The following is a 17,277-nucleotide window of genomic DNA, read 5'->3' as shown; positions in this document are numbered from 1 at the left end:
AGCGGTAGATATTAAGGCTTTACAAGTCAGGCTGTCAGAAACGGGTGAGAAGTCCCACTATTCCGGATTTTCGGTCCTGATCGTTCGGTCCAGGAACCGCTCGATCGCAGCAGGATCGGCGGGCGGAACACCTGCGAGCCCACCACCCGATTCACCTTCCGGGAAGTGGGCGGTCGCCGTCACCGATTGTGCGGGCCGTGGCGATCCCGTGAGTCGCTCCATCGCCGAGCGCTCGCTGTCAGCGCCGAAGACGTGACCCAGATCCTGGAGTGCGTACACGGTCGCGTCGACGTGGGCGTCGGCGAGAGCTTCGGCGAGCAGTTCGGTCTGGGCGACCGGGACCACCTCGTCGGCCCGGCCGTGCATCACGAGAAACGGTGGTGTCGTCGCCGAGACGTGGGAAATCGGACTCCCTAGCCGCGCTTTCTCGGGGTTATCGGACACGGGGCCGCCCAGCAGGAGCGATTCGAGGCCAGCACCGTCGAGTTCGCGGAGGTCGCTGACACCGTACCAGTCGACGACGGCCTGGACGCGCCCGGAGTGGTCAGGTGCCACGCGCTTTTCGACGGTCTCGGCAGGGTAGACGTCGCTAGCGAGAGCTGAAACGTCTTCGAGCGTCCCGGCGAGAGCCGCCAGGTGACCGCCAGCAGACGCTCCCCAGACCCCCACGTCGTCGGCATCGAACCCGTACGCCTCGGCGTTGGCGCGCAACCACCTGATGGCAGCCTTCACGTCGAGGATCTGGGCCGGGAAGATGCCCCGTGGCGTCGGGTTATCGGGGGCGGGATCGAACGGCGAGTCGTCCGGAATCGGGGCCAACCGGTAGCTCACACTCGCGAAGGCAAACCCCCACTCGGCTGCGTATCGCTCCAGATCAGGAGTGTTCGCACGCGTCGCGTAGGCCCACCCGCCGCCGTGGACGTAGACGACCAGCGGCGGGGCGTCGGTTTCGGGGACGAAGAGGTCGAGTTTCATTTCCCCCGCGTCGCGTTCCGCGTAGGTGACGCCCTCGTAGGATTCGACCGCGTCGACATCTCCGGACGTCCGTTCGTCCGCCGGATCGCTGTCGGATCGGGACATTCGTGACCGAAATTCGACCACCCGAACCTTGTAGTTCGGGGTTTCGGGCGGTCGTGCTGGCGGGTCGCGGAGACTTACAACACGCCTTCGGCTTCGAGGACGTCCCGGAGTTCGGCCATCGACTCGACGACGATGTCACAGGCGGGTTCGACGGCGGGCTTCGGATCGAATCCGACGGCCAGGCCCGCGACTTCGAGCATCGGCAGGTCGTTCGCGCCGTCGCCGACGGCGACTGTCCGGTCCATCGAGACGCCTCGATCAGCCCGAAAGTCTTCGAGTGCGTCGTCTTTCGTCCCTTCGATCAGCGGTCCTTCGACTTCGCCGGTCAGTTGCCCGTCCGCGACCGGCAGTCGGTTCGAGACGATCGTGTCGACGCTGACGTCAGCATGTGCCAGGGCGGCGTCCACGCCGCGTTCGAACCCGCCCGTGAAGATCGCGACCGTGACACCGGCCTTCTGGAGTGCATCGATCACGTCCGCCGCTCCCGGACGAAGGTGGACTTGCTCGAAGGCCTCCTGTACTCGGTCATCGTCGAGTCCCTCAAGCAGTGCACAGCGTTCCCGGAGACTCTCGGCGTACTCGATCTCGCCGCGCATGGCCCGCTGGGTGATCTCGTCCATGCGCTCGGTGACGCCACACTGCTCGGCGAGGAAGGTCGTCATCTCGTCTTCGGACAGCGTTCCGTCGAAGTCGAAGGCAACGATCATACTCACTGATTGGCGAGGCCCGTTTTCAAAGGTCCCGGTTCGGACTCACGACTATCACTGTCTGAACGCAGGAACCAGACTGACACGCTGAACGCCCGAGCAACCACCAGGGCGGTCGAAGCGCTTCATGGCCCTGACGATACGTGAGGAAGCCGGTGAGCGTCGCGACGCCAGAGAGCGCTCACGGAGAGCGGTATCGTATTCTCCGGACGGTGTACTCGCGGAGAGCGCCGACGGTGCCGAGGCTTCCGGAGCGGTCGCGCGTCCGGTCGCAAGTACTTTGGACGCGCCGGGAGGATCGTTCGGTATGACCGACGTACATCCGGGCCAGCGGGTCGCGGTCCTGGCCGACTCTCAGAACCTCTACCACACGGCACAAAGCCTCTATCAACAGAACATCGACTACGAGGAACTCCTCGATGCGGCCGTCCGGGACCGACAGCTGACGCGGGCGATCGCGTACGTCATCCGGGCGGACGCCGACGACGAGGAACGGTTTTTCGACGCCCTGACGGACATCGGCTTCGAGACCAAAGAAAAGGACATCAAGACGTTCGCCGACGGCTCGAAGAAGGCCGACTGGGACGTGGGGATGAGCCTCGACGCCGTGACGCTGGCCCCTCACGTGGACACGATCGCGCTGTGTACCGGCGACGGCGACTTCGCCCGGCTTGTCACGCACGTCAGACACGAGGGTGTCCGCGTCGAAGTACTGAGTTTCGGCGAATCCACGTCGGAGGAACTGCTCGACGTGGCCGAGGACTACACCGATCTGAGCGAGGATACCGACCGTTTCTTGCTGTAACGCTAGACCGGATCCCCCTCGCCGGCGGTGCCGACCAGCAACGTTCCGGCTGCCAACCCGATCGCGGCGATGGCAGCGACGAACGCAGGGATCAGGTCGGTGAACCCGATGCCAAGAATGATCGCCGCCGATACCACGAGTAGCGCGAACCCGCCACGCGTCCGCATCGAAGTTGTCGTCATTGAACGAACCTTTGCCGGCGGCGGCCATAAATCGACCAGTACCCGTGGTCGTTTGCCGTCTCGCCCGCGGGCAGTGTGGGTCCTGTACGCGAAGGCGTCCCGCGTCCTCGGATGGCAGAGATTATGCGTTCCCGAGTGCAAGCCGGAAGCGATGGACGAGTGGACGCGTCTCGAACGGATCGCGGACTATCAATTCGGTGCCGGGGCCAGCGATGCGCTCTTCGGAGACACGTCGGATCTAACGGTTACCCGATCGAAATCAGGTCGGCCACGCCAGATCCACGCCCCGGACGGGCGGTTGGTCTCACTGGGGCTCGACGGCCGGTTCACGCTCGGGTTCGCCGGCGGACGGCGACTCAAAACGGCGTTAGACGCGCCGAGTGGTCGAGTCTACGTCGGCGATGAGAGCGATCCGTTCGTTCGGGACGGACGCAACGCCTTCGCGAAGTTCGTCACCGAGGTTGACACGTCGATTCGATCGGACGACGAGGTTCTGGTCGTCCGTGCGGACGATACTCTGCTTGGCGTCGGCCGCGCGGAACTCCCGGCAGCGGCGATGGCCGACCTCGCGAGTGGCGTCGCGGTCTCGGTCCGGGACGGGGCTGGGGAGTAGGTCGCCGACGCGAACCGAACTTCCGAGGGCACGTCGCCAGGCTTTTTATTGCCCGTCCCGGATTCGGGGATATGTTTGGCGGAGGCGGCGGGGGTCTCAACCCGCGCAAGATGAAGCAGATGATGGAACAGATGGGGATCGACCTCGAAGATATCGACGCCGAAGAGGTCGTGATCAAGACGCCCGACGAGGAACTGGTCTTCGACGACGCCGAGGTCCAGCGCATGGACGCCCAGGGCCAACAGACCTATCAGATCGTCGGCTCGCCCGAATCCCGCGAGCGCGGTGATGGCGATGACGCTGCAAGTAGTTCCGACAGCGAGGACACAGCGGATGCGATCCCGCAGGAGGACGTCGACATCGTCGTCCAGCGAGCAGGGGTCAGCGAAGAGACAGCCCGCGAGGCCCTACAGGAGGCCGAGGGCGACCTCGCGACAGCGATCGCCAGCCTCGAGTGAGCGTTCTTCTCGTCGGCGAGGGGCGGGAGTACCTCGTCGCTCATGGGGAGACCTTAGAGACTGATCTGGGCATCCTCGAAGTCCCCGAAGATGCTGCACCCGGTGAGACGCTCGAAACGCACCTGGGGACCGAGTTCGACGTCCGCGCGCTTCGGGGCCCGGACCTCTTCGAGCACTTCGAGCGCACCGGCGCGCCGATGATGCCCCGCGACGTTGGGTTGATCGTCGGCCACACCGGCGTCGCGGGTGGTGACCGCGTGCTGGACGTGGGGACCGGAACCGGTGTCCTCGCCGGGTATCTGGGCCGGGTTGGCGCGTCGGTCGTGACCTACGAGCAGCGCGAGGACTTCGCCGATGTCGCTCGGGAGAACATGGTCCTTGCTGGTGTCGAGGACGCCGTCGACGTTCGGACCGGCGATGCGACCGAAACCCTCGACGAACTCGCCGACGACGCGCCGTTCGACGTCCTCACACTCGACACGGCCGACGCGCCGGATCTGGTCGGCCACGCGCCCGACTTGCTGGCCGATGGCGGGTTCGTCGCCGTCTACTCGCCGTTCGTCGAAAGCTCGAAGGAAGTCGTCGAGACGGCCCGAGCGGTCGGCCTCTCGGAGATCGAGACCTTCGAGACGATCCAGCGGGAGATGGACTTCGACGACCGGGGGTCACGCCCCTCGACTGCCGGCGTGGGCCATACCGGCTATCTGACCTTCGCACGGTTGGTGTAGGTTCATATGGCTGCTCGCTGTTGTCTGTCTGAACGCTCCGATCAGGAAACCGTGTACGTCGCGATGATCGCGGACATATCGCCGTCCGGGGAGTTCCAGATGACCGCGATTGTATCACCACTTTCGAGGCCGGAGACCGTGATCTCGTCGCCGGCGGTGATCTCCCGACCGGGCCACTCACTGACGCTCCCGGGGCTTTGAATTTCGATTTCGGACTGCAGGAGCATGTCCCCGCCCTCGTGGCTAATTGTCACCGCCCCAGCGTCGTCCGCCTCGAAATCCAGTTGTGCATTCGGTGCGGTTGGCTCCTCGGGACCCAATCCGAGGACGAACGTACCCAGGATCGCACTCCCGAACAGCATCAAGAGTGCGAGAATCGAAATCACCCCACGGTTCGCCGACGGCTGTGGTACCTTCGAGTGCATCTGTCGAACAGTATTGACAGCAGAACTATTAGTATTGTCGACTCTCCGTGGTGACGCTGTGACACACCTAGACGGAGACTTGCCGAATCAGCGTCCGAAGTTCGTCCCGGCTCGTCGCTGGATCGAAACTGATCTCTGTCCCCGCAAGCACGTCATCCAGGTCCGTCGGATGCAATCCGCCGGCGAGTAACATCGCCCCGTCGTGCCAGATGGCGATCCACCCCTCCATGGGGACCTCGATTTCGCCCGCCGCCGTCTCGACCGGGAGCGCCGCCTCGAAACGAATGCGTTTGGCCCGCGTTCCCGACGCAACCTCGATCCGGTCGTCCTCGCCGGCTTCGACGTCGACGAGACCCTCGTCGCGGAGTTGCTCGGCGAACTCCTCGCGGGCGGCGCTTCGCACTTTCGGGAGTGCCATCGCCGGGCCGATCCCGGGCGGCAACGACGGGGAAAAGGTCAGTCGCGTCGCGTAGAACAGCCGCCAGAGGTGGTCCGGCCCACCGGCCGATCGAATCCGTTCTCGAAGCCGATCGTCCTCGTAGCGTCGCTCGTGGGCGCGAGCAACGACACCGGCGACACGTGCCCTGACCTCGACGCGGGTGTCCCGGAGACTCCAGCCACCCGATTCGAGTACGTCCGTCGGGACGGCCGGATAGTTCGCGTCTTCGGAGTGGTCGGTGCCGTCGTCGCTATCCGACTCCGATCCGTCGTCGTCCGGACCCATCTCAGCAGTCACGGTTCAATGATCGTCTTCGCGCCACTTGTGTCCGCATTCGGTGCAGGTGAAAAACCGCGTCTCGGACTCGTCGGCGGCCCGGATCTGTTTGAGTTCCCAGTACGCACGGTCGTTGTCACATTCCACACACTGGATCTCAGTCGTCGGGCGGGCATCCGCTTCACTGTCGCTGAGGTCGACGATTTCGCCCTCCTGTTGGCCTTCCGTCGTGACCATGGCGTTCTCGGTAGCCGCTTCGCGTGGCGTTTCTGCCCCACAGCTTCCACAGACCCACTTCTCACCTTCCGTCTTCATCATCGAACCACACTCGTCGCAGAATTCCATACCCGCGATATGCCAGTTGAGGAACTTAAGCCCCCGGGTTTCCGCTCACGCGCTCAACGCAACTCATCGCGGCTGTTGGACGCCCAGGCGTCACAGGCGTCCATATCGTCGAGATAGCGACCATGATGACTACAGTACGGTTCGAGGCCGTCGTCGGTACGCACGTAGTTGAACTGCTCGCAGTTCCCACAGTATCGGTCCGGCTGCCCACGGACCGACGCCGACTCGATGAACTCGCTATCGTCCGCGGATGCGTCGATCGTCGTCGAACCGCCATCACTTGCAGCCTGTCGCGCGGACGTACTTTCCGTCGAGGCGGTCCCTGTCTGGGTCGGAACGTCGCCGTCGGGATCGGTCCCGAACATACCGACACCACCAACAGCAGGCATGTTCGTTCCGGCTTGCTCGACGAGTCTGACCGTTCCCTCCTCCGTGATTCGCATTTCGGCCGCACCACCCGGCGACTTGCGGGTTTTGAACGTCGCGATCGCAACGAACAGACACCAGCCCGTCGTAATCGCGCCGATGAAGTAAAGCGCGAGCGTCGTCAGCGCCAGTGCCGGGTTTGCGGCCGGCGCACCCGGCCACTGCATCGGGTAGGCATGGGTGAACAGCGCGACCGCGAAGACCGTGAGACTCGACCCGATCGCGATCGTCGCCCGTGTAAGTCGACTCGTCGGGAGCACGACGAACAACCCGACGAACGTCGCCGGAAGTCCCAGGCCGGCAAAAATGCCGGCCCACTCACGTGCGTCGTAGACGCCGAGTCCCAGTGTCGTTCTGAGTCCCGTCGTCGCGAGGACGACACCGACGGCTACCAGTCCCAACCCAGCCGCAAACAGCGTCAACCCGGCAAGCACCTGGCGACGGCTCGCAACCGCGCCGATCCGCCGCTGGTAGACATCCGTCAAACTGGTCATGTCGGATGGTACCACGTTGTCCTACAAAACAGTGCGTCAGACACATGTCTTGCAGTCAGCGCCGGTGACGTGGGAAAGACAGCGCCGCCGATCGGTGTCAGTTCCGAAAACACTAATCGCCGCCGAGGCCAACCGATCAGTATGGCAGACGACACCGACGAGGAGTCCGAAGGACCGCCGATCGAACTCGGCGACGGCCCGGACGTTGCGGGCGTTCCCCTTGCCCAGATATCCTCGCGTCTTACGTACGGAATCGAGCAGAGTACCGTCCGTCGTCGTGAGGGCGACACCGAAATCCGGACGCCCGACGGCCCCCGAGAGCTTGGGGACATCCTGGACGCGGTCGATGTGCCGTACTTCGAACGACGCCAGGAGTTCGAAACGACGATCCGCGAGGAGATCGGTACCGGTCCGGTCCCGACGGAGTGACGATCGCATCCCCAAAAGCGACGCCATCGTCAAGGTTGATCGCGAGTTCTTGCCTGAGTTCTTCCCCCCGCTTGAGGGAATATTCTGACCATCATCACGAGACGATCAGCGGCTGGCCCGTCGTGGATTGCTGGCTCGACGGCACGGACGATCTGGTCGAATTCCTAGCCGCGTTGCGGGAGCATCCGCGGGAGGTAGTCTTCCTCGAAGACGGGACGATCCGTGATCATCTACCGAGTTGCGGACTCGAGGGTGAGTTAAAAAGAGGGGCATGACTTTCGGGAAAAGTGACGAGTTATTGAAGGATCAAAACAGTCTTTGCAGTGGATCCCGTACAATCAGTTGTTGGTGCCAGACACCTGGACCAACAATGTAACCGGCCAGACACCACCGCCGTAACGGTGGCACGCAGCTGCGGATGCCGGCAACTCTCTGGGGCAGAGATGCTCCAACATTGCAGATCCTTTCAGAAAGAACCCTACCAGAGGTAGGGCCGCCTGATTTCGACAGACGGTGTTTAGGCGTGTGCGTCAGCCCAGACGTAGAGACCAGCTACGGCAAATCCGCAGCCGATCGGTCCGATACCGACGTACACCAGCGCCGCTCCGCAGAGTACCGCCAACCCCGGTGCCGTAACACCGGGCAGAGATATTTCCAACATTGCAGATCCTCCAGCGCTGAATTCTCCAGCGCTGACCGGCTGCCGTGTGGCAGCCACTCTTGACTTCGGAACGATCATAGAAAAAGACTTCACGTTGGATCGTCAAGTAAGTGCGTCCAGTCATACCATCGCGAGGCGACGTCAGCTTGCGGGAACCCCCCTTCTTGTGGGCGATGTACTCGGGCGTTGGGGCCAATGGACCACATTCCTCACAGGTCATTTTCCCAGTCGGTTCACCGGGCTTCACCTGTCGACGGTTAGCTCGGGCGTCACGCTGATCCCCTTGTTAACCAGTGACTGCCGCTCTTGGTAAGGCGAAGTGAAATAAAAAGACAGAATTGAACGTATAATTCCAAGCCGGTGGGGGGATTTGAACCCCCGGCCTAATCCTTACGAAGGATTCGCTCTAGCCAGTCTGAGCTACACCGGCATTCACGTCCTGGCGCTACGATCACATGGTTCGCAGCGACCAGGTGCGTACTCACACGTAGTGGCGATGACCGCAATAAGGATTGCGAATCGAAGCCCCTTAGCGAGTGATCCGCACGTCGAGGACGACGTTCAACTCGTGGGGTGCGTACGACCGGACTGTGTGCCGCGTTTCGACCGTCACGTCGTATGTGTCACCAGCAGCCTTGCGGATCGCCCGCTCGCCAGGTCCAAAGGGGTCGTCCTCATGCTGGATGTCGTAATAATGAATCACGGCTTCGTCGCCCGCAAGTGCAAACGCAGTCTCTACGAACTCGTCGGCGCTGTGGGGAAGGTTCATCACGATCCGATCGGCCCAGTCGGCGTACTCCGGGACGGTCTCGCGGACATCGCCTTCGATCGCGGTGATCCGGTCGGCGACGCCGTTTCGCCGGGCGTTCTCTCCGAGATATTCGATCGCGTCGGGGTTGACGTCACACCCGACGCAGGTCGCGCCCTGTTTCGCCATCGGGACGACGAACGGCCCGACGCCGGCGAACATATCGAACGCCCGCTCGCCGGACTCGACCTGCTCGACCACACGGTGGCGTTCGGTCGCGAGCCGCGGTGAGAAATACACGTCCGCGAGGTCGAGCACGAACTCACACCCGTACTCGCGGTGGACGGCCTCGGTCCCCTCGCCGGCGAGGATGTCCCACTCCCGGACGCGCTGCTCGCCTTTGACTTTCGAGGCGCGGTTGAGAACCGTCTCGACGGGCAGATCCGAGCGCATCATCGCGTCGGCGATGTCGCGTGCCTGATCGATATCGTCCTCGTCGATGATCACGACGTTACCGAGGCGCTCGTAACTCGGCTCGAACCCGAGGATGTCGGCGGGCATCGTCTGACGGTCGCGCACTGGCGAGTCGTGATCCACAACTGGAAGCGCTTCGGGGACTCGTTCGGGGTCAGTCACCGGAATGAAGATCGCCCCGTCGACGACGTCGATCTCGTGCTCGTCGTCGATGAGATCGGACTCGGCGAGACGGGCGCGCGTCGCCTCGCCGTCCTCCCGGGCCACGCGAACGCAGGGGACAGCCATACTGAAGGCTGCGTCCGTTCGGGCGGTAAGCCTGACGTTTCAATCGCGGTCCCGACAGGAGCGTAGAACGGTTCGCTTATGCCCGGAGAACACTCAGCAGGGGCATGCTCACCTTCGTCGGACTCGGCCTCTATGACGAACGCTCGGTTACGCTCGCCGGTCGAGATGCCATCCGCGCGGCCGACCGTGTGTTCGCTGAATTCTACACCAGCCAACTTGCCGGGACAACCATCGACGCCCTCGAAGACTTCCACGATATCGAAATCGAGGTCCGTGATCGGGCCGGCGTCGAGCAGGATCCGGACCCGATCCTTGCGGCCGCGGCCAGCGGCGACGCCGTCTTCCTGACTGCGGGCGATACGATGATCTCGACGACACACGTCGATCTGCGGCTACGCGCCGAGGATCGGGGAGTCGAGACGCGCGTGATTCACGGCACGACAGCCCAGGCCGCCGCGAGTTCGCTCACCGGCCTGCAGAACTATCGCTTCGGCAAGGCCACGACGCTTCCCTTCGAGCGATCGCACGGTGGCGACGGCGTCCCCGGGAGCGTCATCGAGACGATCGAAGCGAATCAGGAACGCGGCCTCCACACACTTGTCTTTCTGGACATCACCGCCGAGAGCGACGAGGGGACCTACATGCGTGGCGATGAGGCAACGAGCCTCCTCGCCGAGCATTGGCGACCGGATGCCCTGGGAGTCGTCGTCGCCCGCGCCGGCAGTGCCGATCCCGTCGTCCGGGCCGGTCGCCTCGCCGACCTTGCGGAGATGGACTTCGGCGACCCCCTCCATTTGCTGGTCGTTCCCGGGTCGCTTCATTACCTCGAACGGGATGCCCTGGCGGCGATCGGCGATGGCCCCGCTGCTGTCCTCGATGAGAACACGGTCGAATAACCCATCTGTTGGTCCGCGAGATATCAGTGGTCCGACGATTCGACATCGAGTGCATCCTTGAGGTCGTATTCCGTCCCGGTGACGACGTAGAGCCCGTCCTCGACGACGGTCAGCACATCGGGTACCCACTGGACGACCAGCCAGGTGATGGCGATCAGCGCGAACACCGAACCGAACTGTGCGAGAATTCGATCGCCGACGTAGTACGACACCATGTACGGATCATTCGTCGAGAACAGCGACATGACGATGTCGGGGACGATGTGGAGACGCTGGTTGCCAAGGGTGTGGGCGATGAAGACGTTCCGGACGATGTTGAGGACGTAAATCACACCGATCGCGACCCCGATCGCCTTGGCTTTCCGGCGGAGCGATCCCCGAACGGCGGCGATCAACCCGACGAAAATCGACATGCTCCCGATGCCCGTACACGCCAGTCGGATGGTGTAGGTGATCGAATGCCCGTCGGGTGCATACAAGAACGTGTTCCGATAGGGAAAGTGCTTGCCCGGCAGGTCGTTCTGGGTCGGTAGTTCATAGCCGCCGGGAAGGTCGAGGCCTGCGGGGAGATACGGATACCAGTCGCCGAGGAAGTAATTATCGCCGAGCAGCCCCAGCACGAAGTCCGTATGGACCGTGACCGTCTCGATCAGTGGCTGGCGAACGAACGGTAGTGAGGACAGCGGCAGGAAAAACAGCCAGGCAAACGCTACCGCACGTGAGATGACAAACAACCGGCGGCGGCCGTTGGCGATCAGATAGGCTACGTACAACGACAGCGGAATGCCGATCACGACGCCGATACCCTCGGTGATCGACTTCTCGGCGAAGACGAAATAGTGGACGTAGGCGAGCCAGTAGCCCGCGAGGACGATCCACGCCCCGGCGTAGACCCGTTGGGCCCACGTTTCGTCGTACCGCTCGAGGATCACGCCCGCGAGAAAGGCGAACAGTACGACCCACGCGAGCGTACCTGCATAGCCGTTCAACGCTGCCAACCAGTCGACGACCGTCTCGATCATTCGTTGGTCGTGGTTGGACGATTCCGACTATATGTCTTGCCGTTGGGACATGTCTGTGTTCGTGCGCTTCTCACCCGGCGTTCGGTACTGTTTCTTCGATCGTGGACCCGACCAGCACGACGATCCCCTTGAGAGCGATGACGATCCCGGCGAAAACGAACGCGATCCACGTCGCAAACCCGACAAGCGCCGCATCGAGGCTGCCGTTCGCGGTCCCGACGCTCCCGAACCACGATCCGATCCAGGCCACGAGTATCCCCGCTGTGACGTACACCGCCGCGTAAAGCCGGACGCCGAGCATGTCTTCCATAGGTGAATTTCAGACAATAAGAACATAAAACGTGTGGTGAGTCGTCGCGTCACCCGATCTCGCGGGTCGTACCTCCCCGCTCGCTGTGTCCGAGGCGCTCACTCCGTTCGCGCCTCGCTGCTCACGGCTCCTTCCGTCGCCGTTCGCCCGCTCCGAGGTCTCGTTCGCTTCGCTCACTCGCGGGTCGTACCTCCCCGCTCGTGCGGTCCGAGGTCTCCCGTCGGTCGACCTCGCGTCACTCGACCTCGCGTTCCACTATTTCGATCTCGTGACCGTCGGGGTCCTTCGTGAACGCGTAGTTGTAGTCACAGGACTCGGGGTCGCGGTAGTCCGCGGCGTCGCGCTGCATGAGTGTCTCCCAGGTGTCTTCGAGCGTGCCTTCGTCCGTACGGACCGCCAGGTGGCCCCAGGCGTCACCCAGTTCGTAGGAACGCCCGTCGTAGTTGTAGGTCAACTCGACGGACATCGCCTCCTCGGCGGCCTCGGCGGGCTTCATGAAGTACAGCGCGAACGAGGAGTGCTCGCTCCGGCGGAACGTCTCGTACTCGAGGGCGCGCGTGTACCACCCGATCGCCTGCTCTGCGTCCTCGACCCGGATCATCGTGTGGTCGATCGACCACTTTTCGCCGTGGTCGCGCTCGACGATCTCGATCTCGTGGCCGTCGGGGTCCGTCACGAACGCGTACCCGGGGTTCTCCTCCGGCGGGCGGTAATCCTCGACGCCCTCGTCCATCAGCTCGTAGTAGGCTTCCTCGACGTCCTCGACCCGGACCGCGATGTGCCCCCAGGCGTCGCCCATCGTGTACGACCGGTCGTCGTGGTTGTACGTGAGTTCGAGCGTCGCGCCCTCGTCGTGGACGTCCTCGGGGCCGAGATGGACGTTGGTGAAGGTGTCGGCCTCCCAGCGACTCTTCTCCTCGTAATCGAAGTGCGTCGTGTACCACTCCAGTGCGGCGTCGAGGTCTTCGACGCGCATCATGACGTGGTCGAGTGTTCCATCCATATTCGAACGGTCGGGCGGACAGCCGAAAAACGTGCCGGACGCGGTCGGTTCGTCGTGGATCGAAACGCTATCTCGCCGGCGCGACGATCCCCCGCAAGTCGGGCCAGTAGAACCACCACACGAGGGTCCAGGCGACGAGGGTGCCCAGCGGGACGACCACGTACCCACCGCGGCGGAAGAATCCCCAGGAAACGGTGAGTTGGGTCACGCCGACGAGCACGAGCAACCCGGCCGTCACCCGTGGATCCCCACGATCGAACAGTTCCAGGGTGACGCCACCGACCGCGAGCATGTAAATGCCGACGCCGAGCGGCCAGGCGGAGAGAAACGGCGGCGGCCCGCTGCCGGTTGCTGTAAGGTACTCGGGCAGGAGCGTGACGTACGGGCCGAACGGATCGAACAGTCCCCACGGCATGACCAGCGTCACGTATCCGCCACTGAGCAAGACCGTCCAGGGGACCACCAGCAGAGCGAGAACGGCAAGCAGACGGGTCCAGGGACCGTCGTTCGTCGGCATCGACCTGGATCACCGATCGATGACCAGCCGAAGGATGTCCTCATCGGCGAGTTCGTGATCGCGACCGACCTGCTGGTCCTCGTGGGCCGCACTCTCCCCGGAGACTCGCGCGAAGCGGAAGCGATCGTCGAACCGGCCGCCGATCTTCTCGCAGGCGTCGCCGACGGTATCACCCTCGGTAAGGATGAGTGGTTCGTCGTAATCGATACCCCGACTGGGTTTGTCCATGTAAATGCGGATCAGGCCGAGTTCGTCCCAGATGCGTTCGGTCAGGCTGTCGAGTCCGCGCTCCTCCTCGGCGCTGATGAAAATAGCGTCATCGGGATCGATGTCGTTTGCGCGCAAGTCACTCTTGACGGTATCGACGTAGCTGGGATCGATAAGGTCCGTCTTGTTGACGGCGACGATCGAGGGGAGATACTCGCGGTTGTCCATCACACCGTCGATCAGGCGGTCGATATCGACCTGCTCGCCGATAGTCACGTCGGCGTTGACGAAGTCGTGCTCCCGGAGGACACTCTTGATGGTCAATTCGTCGAGATCGAGGTCGACGGAGGCGTTGACCGTGATCCCATCTTTGTGTTTCTTGCGGACGCTAACCCGCGGCGGGTCGACGTCCAGCCGGACTTTGTTCTTATAGAGCTCCTCCCGGAGGCGGTCGTACTGCTGGATCTCGAAGGCCGAGAGGACAAAGAGGACGAGATCGGCCGTCCGGACGACCGAGAGGACGGCCTTGCCGTCGCCGCGTCCGCCAGCAGCACCCTCGATGAGTCCAGGGACATCGAGCAACTGGATGTTCGCGCCGTTGTACTGGAGCATCCCGGGATTGACGTCGAGCGTGGTGAAATCGTAGGAGCCGACGTCGCTGTCGGCGTTGGTCAGCGCGTTGATGAGCGTGGACTTGCCGACGCTCGGGAACCCGACCAGCGCGACTGTCGCGTCGCCGGTCTTCTCGACGGCGTAGCCCTCGCCGCCGCCCGAACTCGACTGGCGCTTCTCGAACTCTTCTTTCTTTTCGGCGAGTTTCGCCTTCAGCCGGCCGATATGCTCCTCTGTGGACTTGTTGTAGGGCGTGGATGCTATCTCCTCCTCGAGTTCCTCGATCTCCGCTTGCAGCCCCATTACCCGACTGTCGGCTGTCCCGACTCAAAAGCGCTTCCGTCCGCGTCGCTGATGCGTCGTGACTCCAGGGGAGGACTTCGATACACTCATACGACGGCAGACCGACAGATCATTCGATGTCAACTGCGTCTCGCCTCCGGGACAGCACGCAGATCCTGCTCCCAGCCGACGCCATCGAGGGACTCTCCGAGGATCTCGCCGATCGGTTCACCGTCACGATCCATCGTGAGCAGTCACAGGTTCGCATCATCGGCAGCCCCGTCGAGATCAAGCAGGCGAGCGCGTTTTTGACCCGAAACGGCGTCGCAGTCGAGTGATTTTTCCGGGAGTGACCAGCGATCGAAGCGGCGGGGAGACTCCGGACGGAAAAACAATTCTTAAATCCACGCCCACGGACAAACGTGTATGGCTGGTACGATTGAAGTACTCGTTGCTGGTGGACAGGTCGACCCTGGTCCGCCGCTCGGTCCCGAGCTCGGGCCGACCCCTGTCGACGTGCAGGCCGTCGTTCAGGAGATCAACGATCAGACTGAGGCATTCGATGGCACGGAAGTACCGGTAACGGTCGAGTACGAGGACGACGGGGCATTCACGATCGACGTGGGCGTCCCGCCGACCGCGGCACTCATCAAAGACGAAGCCGGATTCGAGACCGGCAGCGGCGAACCCCAGGAGAACTTCGTCGCCGACCTCTCGATCGAACAGGTCAAGACCATCGCCGAACAGAAACACCCCGACCTGCTTGCCTACGAACTCAAGCAGGCCGCAAAGGAGATCATCGGGACCTGCGTCACGCTTGGCGTCACGATCGAAGGCGACGACCCCCGCGAGGTCGCCGCCAAGATCGACGACGGCGAGTACGACGGGGCCCTGGTTGACGCCGCCGAAGCGTAACGACGCCGAAGCGATCGAGCGATCGGCGCTCACGTGTTTCTCGCGATATCAAAACGGACAGTAGCGCGTGCCAGGAGTGCAGTGACCCGTCGCTCCTCTTCCAGTGACAGTCGGCCCCAGTGCGAAAGGGAACGCGCTAAGATTCCTCGTTCGTGTCTTCAGGGTCACTGAAACCGTCGGGAGTACTATCCTCACCGTGGGCAGAACCGTTTACGCCTCGACCATTTGTGTCTGCAGCTCCGTCAGCTTCCGGCGATTCCTCGGCAGCAGGAACGTGGATCGAGACTGTGGTCCCGCGATCGACGCCAGTGTGGACGGAGACAGTCCCGCCGATCTGGTCGACGAGCCAGTTGACCAGCCAGACGCCCAGACCGCTGCCGTGATCGATCGACGTTTCTTCGAGTTGGTTGGTCAACAGCGCTTCCTCGACCATGGGGATGCCGGGGCCGTTGTCCTCGACGTCGATTCGGATCTCTCGGCTGGCGTCGACCGCGTCACGCGCCAACTGCGGATGGCGCACAGAGATGGAGACACGTCGATCCGAGGGCGAAAGGTCGTTGTGGATGAGCGCATTCCGGGCGATTTCCTCGACAACGATCGGTAGCGTTGCCGAATCGAGCGCCCAGGCGTCCGATGGCAAGTCCGTTTCGATCGTGGCTTCGGGAAACTGCATGGCCAGATCCGCCGTTCGTTCCTCGACGATCGAGTTGACATCTACCGGGCCAACGGCCTGTTTGGGCTTGGCCAACAGGTCGTCATAGAGCGTCCGGGCGTGATCGCTCGTGTTGATCAGTCGGTGAGCTGTCGAATGGATCTTCTCAATATCTGCTTCAACGGCGTCGGAAACCTCCTCCTCAGCGAGAATGCGCTCGGCATGGGAGGTAACGACGTTCATGTCGTTGCGGAGGTTATGGCGAAGCACGCGATTCAACACGCGCAGTTGTGAATCGCGCTGCTCGAGCATCCCCGAGACCGTATTGAACCGATCGCTGATCTGCTGCCACTCCGTGATCGAGCCCAGATCGAGATCCGTTCGATATTGACCCGATTCAAGCGCGTGGAGTGCATCGTGAAGTTCCTGAATACGGTCGAACGTCGTTCGTGACACCCAGACGCCGACGACCGCGATCGAGAGTAATGCGACGAGGACACCGCCGAACTGCATCGCCGTCGCCACCTGGAGTTGATCGGCGATGATCGATTCCGGCCGGTGGGCAGTGACGATCCATCCGGTCCGAGAGGCAGTCGCAGTGGCCGAAATGGTGCCGTTCATCGATCGGGACCCCCTGTAGAGCAACTGGTCACCGGCGGCGATACTGACAAACTCGTTACGCTGGCTAATCCCGGTAATGTTCCCGAACAGTGAGGTCGGCCCGATCTCGAAATTCCCGGAGAAGACCCCCCTCACAGTCCCGTCGTCGTCCCGAATTGGGGCTGCAACCCGGACGACGTACGCCCCGGACAGGGTTCGATCGACGTCACCGACGTAGGTCCTCCCGGAGAGTGGCGGTTGCATGAACGGCTTCTCGGAGTAGTTGACATTGACGAGTGCCGCTCGCTCCGCGGAGGACAAGTTCGAACCGGCGAGTGAGACGAGCGATCCATCTGCGGTGTAGACACCAGCACTGTCAAACGCTGTCCGATTGAGAAACGTTTCGAGTGCCGGTTGCTGGCTGGGCGCGCCAGTACTGACGTTCAGGTTCGCCGTCCAGAGTTTGACAGTTTCCGTCGTCGCCTCGAACCAGGTGTCGATTCGATCCGCGACGACTGTCGCCGTCTGTTCGACTGCCTGTTGTTCCTGTACACGAACGTCATTTTTATGTAATGTGAATCCAACATAAATAGTTCCGGACAGCACCAGCGCAATGAGAACCAAGACGCTGATGAGGGTTGTCCGGAGGCGCATCTGTGTGTCTGCCTCCAGATTGGTGTGTG

General features: G+C 62.7%; 22 protein-coding genes and 1 tRNA gene. 8 read left to right on the top strand and 15 right to left on the bottom strand.

Annotation, left to right across the window (positions count from 1 at the left end; translation table 11 throughout):
• Nucleotides 1–57: 57 nt before the first annotated feature.
• Nucleotides 58–1,080, bottom strand: coding sequence for an alpha/beta hydrolase (locus HBNXHr_RS06710; protein ID WP_275883631.1), 1,023 nt, complete (start codon nucleotides 1,078–1,080; stop codon nucleotides 58–60).
• Between the two features lie 74 nt (nucleotides 1,081–1,154).
• On the bottom strand, nucleotides 1,155–1,787 hold the full coding sequence (serB, locus tag HBNXHr_RS06705) for a phosphoserine phosphatase SerB (RefSeq protein WP_275883630.1): 633 nt from the start codon (nucleotides 1,785–1,787) through the stop codon (nucleotides 1,155–1,157).
• A 307-nt stretch (nucleotides 1,788–2,094) separates the two neighbouring features.
• Here serB and HBNXHr_RS06700 point away from each other — a divergent pair, with 307 nt between their 5' ends.
• Nucleotides 2,095–2,592: an NYN domain-containing protein gene (locus HBNXHr_RS06700; protein WP_275740646.1), complete on the top strand. Its 498-nt coding sequence runs from the start codon at nucleotides 2,095–2,097 to the stop codon at nucleotides 2,590–2,592.
• Between the two features lie 2 nt (nucleotides 2,593–2,594).
• Here the strand turns inward: HBNXHr_RS06700 and HBNXHr_RS06695 are convergent, their stop codons facing one another.
• Complete coding sequence (locus HBNXHr_RS06695) at nucleotides 2,595–2,774, bottom strand: hypothetical protein (RefSeq protein ID WP_275883629.1); 180 nt, start codon at nucleotides 2,772–2,774, stop codon at nucleotides 2,595–2,597.
• 151 nt (nucleotides 2,775–2,925) lie between these two features.
• Here HBNXHr_RS06695 and HBNXHr_RS06690 point away from each other — a divergent pair, with 151 nt between their 5' ends.
• From HBNXHr_RS06690 to HBNXHr_RS06680, 3 genes are all read left to right on the top strand, one after another.
• On the top strand, nucleotides 2,926–3,387 hold the full coding sequence (locus HBNXHr_RS06690) for a PUA domain-containing protein (RefSeq protein WP_275883628.1): 462 nt from the start codon (nucleotides 2,926–2,928) through the stop codon (nucleotides 3,385–3,387).
• 71 nt (nucleotides 3,388–3,458) lie between these two features.
• A complete protein-coding gene (locus tag HBNXHr_RS06685; protein WP_275740640.1) occupies nucleotides 3,459–3,845 on the top strand; it encodes a nascent polypeptide-associated complex protein in 387 nt (128 codons plus the stop codon).
• Nucleotides 3,842–4,573, top strand: coding sequence for a methyltransferase domain-containing protein (locus HBNXHr_RS06680; RefSeq protein ID WP_275883627.1), 732 nt, complete (start codon nucleotides 3,842–3,844; stop codon nucleotides 4,571–4,573). The genes HBNXHr_RS06685 and HBNXHr_RS06680 overlap by 4 nt, the downstream gene beginning before the upstream one ends.
• A 41-nt stretch (nucleotides 4,574–4,614) precedes the next feature.
• On the opposite strand, the gene HBNXHr_RS06675 is transcribed toward HBNXHr_RS06680, so the two are convergent.
• From HBNXHr_RS06675 to HBNXHr_RS06660, 4 genes are all read right to left on the bottom strand, one after another.
• Entirely contained in the window at nucleotides 4,615–4,998 is a 384-nt protein-coding gene (locus HBNXHr_RS06675; RefSeq protein WP_275883626.1) for a type IV pilin N-terminal domain-containing protein, read from the bottom strand.
• Nucleotides 4,999–5,065: 67 nt separating this feature from the next.
• Complete coding sequence (locus tag HBNXHr_RS06670; protein ID WP_275883625.1) at nucleotides 5,066–5,734, bottom strand: hypothetical protein; 669 nt, start codon at nucleotides 5,732–5,734, stop codon at nucleotides 5,066–5,068.
• Nucleotides 5,735–5,737: 3 nt separating this feature from the next.
• Nucleotides 5,738–6,058: a transcription factor S gene (locus HBNXHr_RS06665; RefSeq protein ID WP_275740631.1), complete on the bottom strand. Its 321-nt coding sequence runs from the start codon at nucleotides 6,056–6,058 to the stop codon at nucleotides 5,738–5,740.
• A 53-nt stretch (nucleotides 6,059–6,111) separates the two neighbouring features.
• Nucleotides 6,112–6,978 (bottom strand): hypothetical protein, encoded by an 867-nt coding sequence (locus HBNXHr_RS06660; RefSeq protein WP_275883624.1) that lies wholly within the window; start codon nucleotides 6,976–6,978, stop codon nucleotides 6,112–6,114.
• Nucleotides 6,979–7,119: 141 nt separating this feature from the next.
• Between HBNXHr_RS06660 and HBNXHr_RS06655 the strand changes: the two genes are divergently transcribed.
• Nucleotides 7,120–7,407: a DUF5789 family protein gene (locus tag HBNXHr_RS06655; RefSeq protein WP_275883623.1), complete on the top strand. Its 288-nt coding sequence runs from the start codon at nucleotides 7,120–7,122 to the stop codon at nucleotides 7,405–7,407.
• Nucleotides 7,408–8,423: 1,016 nt separating this feature from the next.
• On the opposite strand, the gene HBNXHr_RS06650 is transcribed toward HBNXHr_RS06655, so the two are convergent.
• Both HBNXHr_RS06650 and HBNXHr_RS06645 read right to left on the bottom strand, forming a co-directional pair.
• Nucleotides 8,424–8,498, bottom strand: a tRNA-Thr gene (locus tag HBNXHr_RS06650).
• A 99-nt stretch (nucleotides 8,499–8,597) separates the two neighbouring features.
• Nucleotides 8,598–9,578 (bottom strand): class I SAM-dependent methyltransferase family protein, encoded by a 981-nt coding sequence (locus HBNXHr_RS06645; protein WP_275883622.1) that lies wholly within the window; start codon nucleotides 9,576–9,578, stop codon nucleotides 8,598–8,600.
• A 104-nt stretch (nucleotides 9,579–9,682) separates the two neighbouring features.
• Here HBNXHr_RS06645 and dph5 point away from each other — a divergent pair, with 104 nt between their 5' ends.
• Nucleotides 9,683–10,474, top strand: coding sequence for a diphthine synthase (dph5, locus tag HBNXHr_RS06640; RefSeq protein WP_275883621.1), 792 nt, complete (start codon nucleotides 9,683–9,685; stop codon nucleotides 10,472–10,474).
• Between the two features lie 23 nt (nucleotides 10,475–10,497).
• Here the strand turns inward: dph5 and artA are convergent, their stop codons facing one another.
• The 5 genes from artA to HBNXHr_RS06615 form a co-directional block, all read right to left on the bottom strand.
• Nucleotides 10,498–11,496 carry an archaeosortase A gene (gene artA, locus HBNXHr_RS06635; protein ID WP_275883620.1) on the bottom strand — a complete coding sequence of 333 codons (999 nt, stop codon included), beginning with the start codon at nucleotides 11,494–11,496 and terminating at the stop codon, nucleotides 10,498–10,500.
• 70 nt (nucleotides 11,497–11,566) lie between these two features.
• On the bottom strand, nucleotides 11,567–11,806 hold the full coding sequence (locus HBNXHr_RS06630) for a hypothetical protein (protein ID WP_275883619.1): 240 nt from the start codon (nucleotides 11,804–11,806) through the stop codon (nucleotides 11,567–11,569).
• A gap of 235 nt (nucleotides 11,807–12,041) precedes the next feature.
• Entirely contained in the window at nucleotides 12,042–12,809 is a 768-nt protein-coding gene (locus HBNXHr_RS06625; protein ID WP_275883618.1) for a VOC family protein, read from the bottom strand.
• 67 nt (nucleotides 12,810–12,876) lie between these two features.
• Nucleotides 12,877–13,326, bottom strand: coding sequence for a TIGR04206 family protein (locus HBNXHr_RS06620; protein ID WP_275883617.1), 450 nt, complete (start codon nucleotides 13,324–13,326; stop codon nucleotides 12,877–12,879).
• Between the two features lie 9 nt (nucleotides 13,327–13,335).
• Nucleotides 13,336–14,448: a GTP-binding protein gene (locus HBNXHr_RS06615; RefSeq protein WP_275883616.1), complete on the bottom strand. Its 1,113-nt coding sequence runs from the start codon at nucleotides 14,446–14,448 to the stop codon at nucleotides 13,336–13,338.
• A 116-nt stretch (nucleotides 14,449–14,564) separates the two neighbouring features.
• Here HBNXHr_RS06615 and HBNXHr_RS06610 point away from each other — a divergent pair, with 116 nt between their 5' ends.
• The gene (locus HBNXHr_RS06610) at nucleotides 14,565–14,765 is read left to right on the top strand and encodes a hypothetical protein (protein ID WP_275740607.1); all 201 of its coding nucleotides are present in this window, start codon (nucleotides 14,565–14,567) and stop codon (nucleotides 14,763–14,765) included.
• 88 nt (nucleotides 14,766–14,853) lie between these two features.
• Nucleotides 14,854–15,342, top strand: a complete 489-nt coding sequence (locus HBNXHr_RS06605; RefSeq protein WP_275883615.1) for a 50S ribosomal protein L11 — start codon at nucleotides 14,854–14,856, stop codon at nucleotides 15,340–15,342.
• A gap of 136 nt (nucleotides 15,343–15,478) precedes the next feature.
• Here HBNXHr_RS06605 and HBNXHr_RS06600 read toward each other — a convergent pair whose 3' ends face one another.
• Nucleotides 15,479–17,248, bottom strand: a complete 1,770-nt coding sequence (locus tag HBNXHr_RS06600) for a sensor histidine kinase (RefSeq protein ID WP_275740603.1) — start codon at nucleotides 17,246–17,248, stop codon at nucleotides 15,479–15,481.
• Nucleotides 17,249–17,277: the final 29 nt, after the last annotated feature.

This window comes from Halorhabdus sp. BNX81 (assembly GCF_029229925.1).
Classification (GTDB): Archaea; Halobacteriota; Halobacteria; order Halobacteriales; family Haloarculaceae; genus Halorhabdus.
The sequence above is the reverse complement of the archived record's forward strand: the minus strand, read 5'-3'. Positions and strand labels throughout refer to the sequence as shown.

What these genes read in the sequence shown, in the direction of transcription:
- HBNXHr_RS06695 (WP_275883629.1), bottom strand. Translation starts at nt 2,774, where the DNA reads ATGACGACAACTTCGATGCGGACGCGTGGCGGGTTCGCGCTACTCGTG.
- HBNXHr_RS06700 (WP_275740646.1), top strand. Translation starts at nt 2,095, where the DNA reads ATGACCGACGTACATCCGGGCCAGCGGGTCGCGGTCCTGGCCGACTCT.
- HBNXHr_RS06615 (WP_275883616.1), bottom strand. Translation starts at nt 14,448, where the DNA reads ATGGGGCTGCAAGCGGAGATCGAGGAACTCGAGGAGGAGATAGCATCC.
- HBNXHr_RS06600 (WP_275740603.1), bottom strand. Translation starts at nt 17,248, where the DNA reads ATGCGCCTCCGGACAACCCTCATCAGCGTCTTGGTTCTCATTGCGCTG.
- HBNXHr_RS06610 (WP_275740607.1), top strand. Translation starts at nt 14,565, where the DNA reads ATGTCAACTGCGTCTCGCCTCCGGGACAGCACGCAGATCCTGCTCCCA.
- artA (WP_275883620.1), bottom strand. Translation starts at nt 11,496, where the DNA reads ATGATCGAGACGGTCGTCGACTGGTTGGCAGCGTTGAACGGCTATGCA.
- dph5 (WP_275883621.1), top strand. Translation starts at nt 9,683, where the DNA reads ATGCTCACCTTCGTCGGACTCGGCCTCTATGACGAACGCTCGGTTACG.
- serB (WP_275883630.1), bottom strand. Translation starts at nt 1,787, where the DNA reads ATGATCGTTGCCTTCGACTTCGACGGAACGCTGTCCGAAGACGAGATG.
- HBNXHr_RS06660 (WP_275883624.1), bottom strand. Translation starts at nt 6,978, where the DNA reads ATGACCAGTTTGACGGATGTCTACCAGCGGCGGATCGGCGCGGTTGCG.
- HBNXHr_RS06685 (WP_275740640.1), top strand. Translation starts at nt 3,459, where the DNA reads ATGTTTGGCGGAGGCGGCGGGGGTCTCAACCCGCGCAAGATGAAGCAG.
- HBNXHr_RS06675 (WP_275883626.1), bottom strand. Translation starts at nt 4,998, where the DNA reads ATGCACTCGAAGGTACCACAGCCGTCGGCGAACCGTGGGGTGATTTCG.
- HBNXHr_RS06665 (WP_275740631.1), bottom strand. Translation starts at nt 6,058, where the DNA reads ATGGAATTCTGCGACGAGTGTGGTTCGATGATGAAGACGGAAGGTGAG.
- HBNXHr_RS06655 (WP_275883623.1), top strand. Translation starts at nt 7,120, where the DNA reads ATGGCAGACGACACCGACGAGGAGTCCGAAGGACCGCCGATCGAACTC.
- HBNXHr_RS06605 (WP_275883615.1), top strand. Translation starts at nt 14,854, where the DNA reads ATGGCTGGTACGATTGAAGTACTCGTTGCTGGTGGACAGGTCGACCCT.
- HBNXHr_RS06690 (WP_275883628.1), top strand. Translation starts at nt 2,926, where the DNA reads ATGGACGAGTGGACGCGTCTCGAACGGATCGCGGACTATCAATTCGGT.
- HBNXHr_RS06625 (WP_275883618.1), bottom strand. Translation starts at nt 12,809, where the DNA reads ATGGATGGAACACTCGACCACGTCATGATGCGCGTCGAAGACCTCGAC.
- HBNXHr_RS06630 (WP_275883619.1), bottom strand. Translation starts at nt 11,806, where the DNA reads ATGGAAGACATGCTCGGCGTCCGGCTTTACGCGGCGGTGTACGTCACA.
- HBNXHr_RS06645 (WP_275883622.1), bottom strand. Translation starts at nt 9,578, where the DNA reads ATGGCTGTCCCCTGCGTTCGCGTGGCCCGGGAGGACGGCGAGGCGACG.
- HBNXHr_RS06710 (WP_275883631.1), bottom strand. Translation starts at nt 1,080, where the DNA reads ATGTCCCGATCCGACAGCGATCCGGCGGACGAACGGACGTCCGGAGAT.
- HBNXHr_RS06620 (WP_275883617.1), bottom strand. Translation starts at nt 13,326, where the DNA reads ATGCCGACGAACGACGGTCCCTGGACCCGTCTGCTTGCCGTTCTCGCT.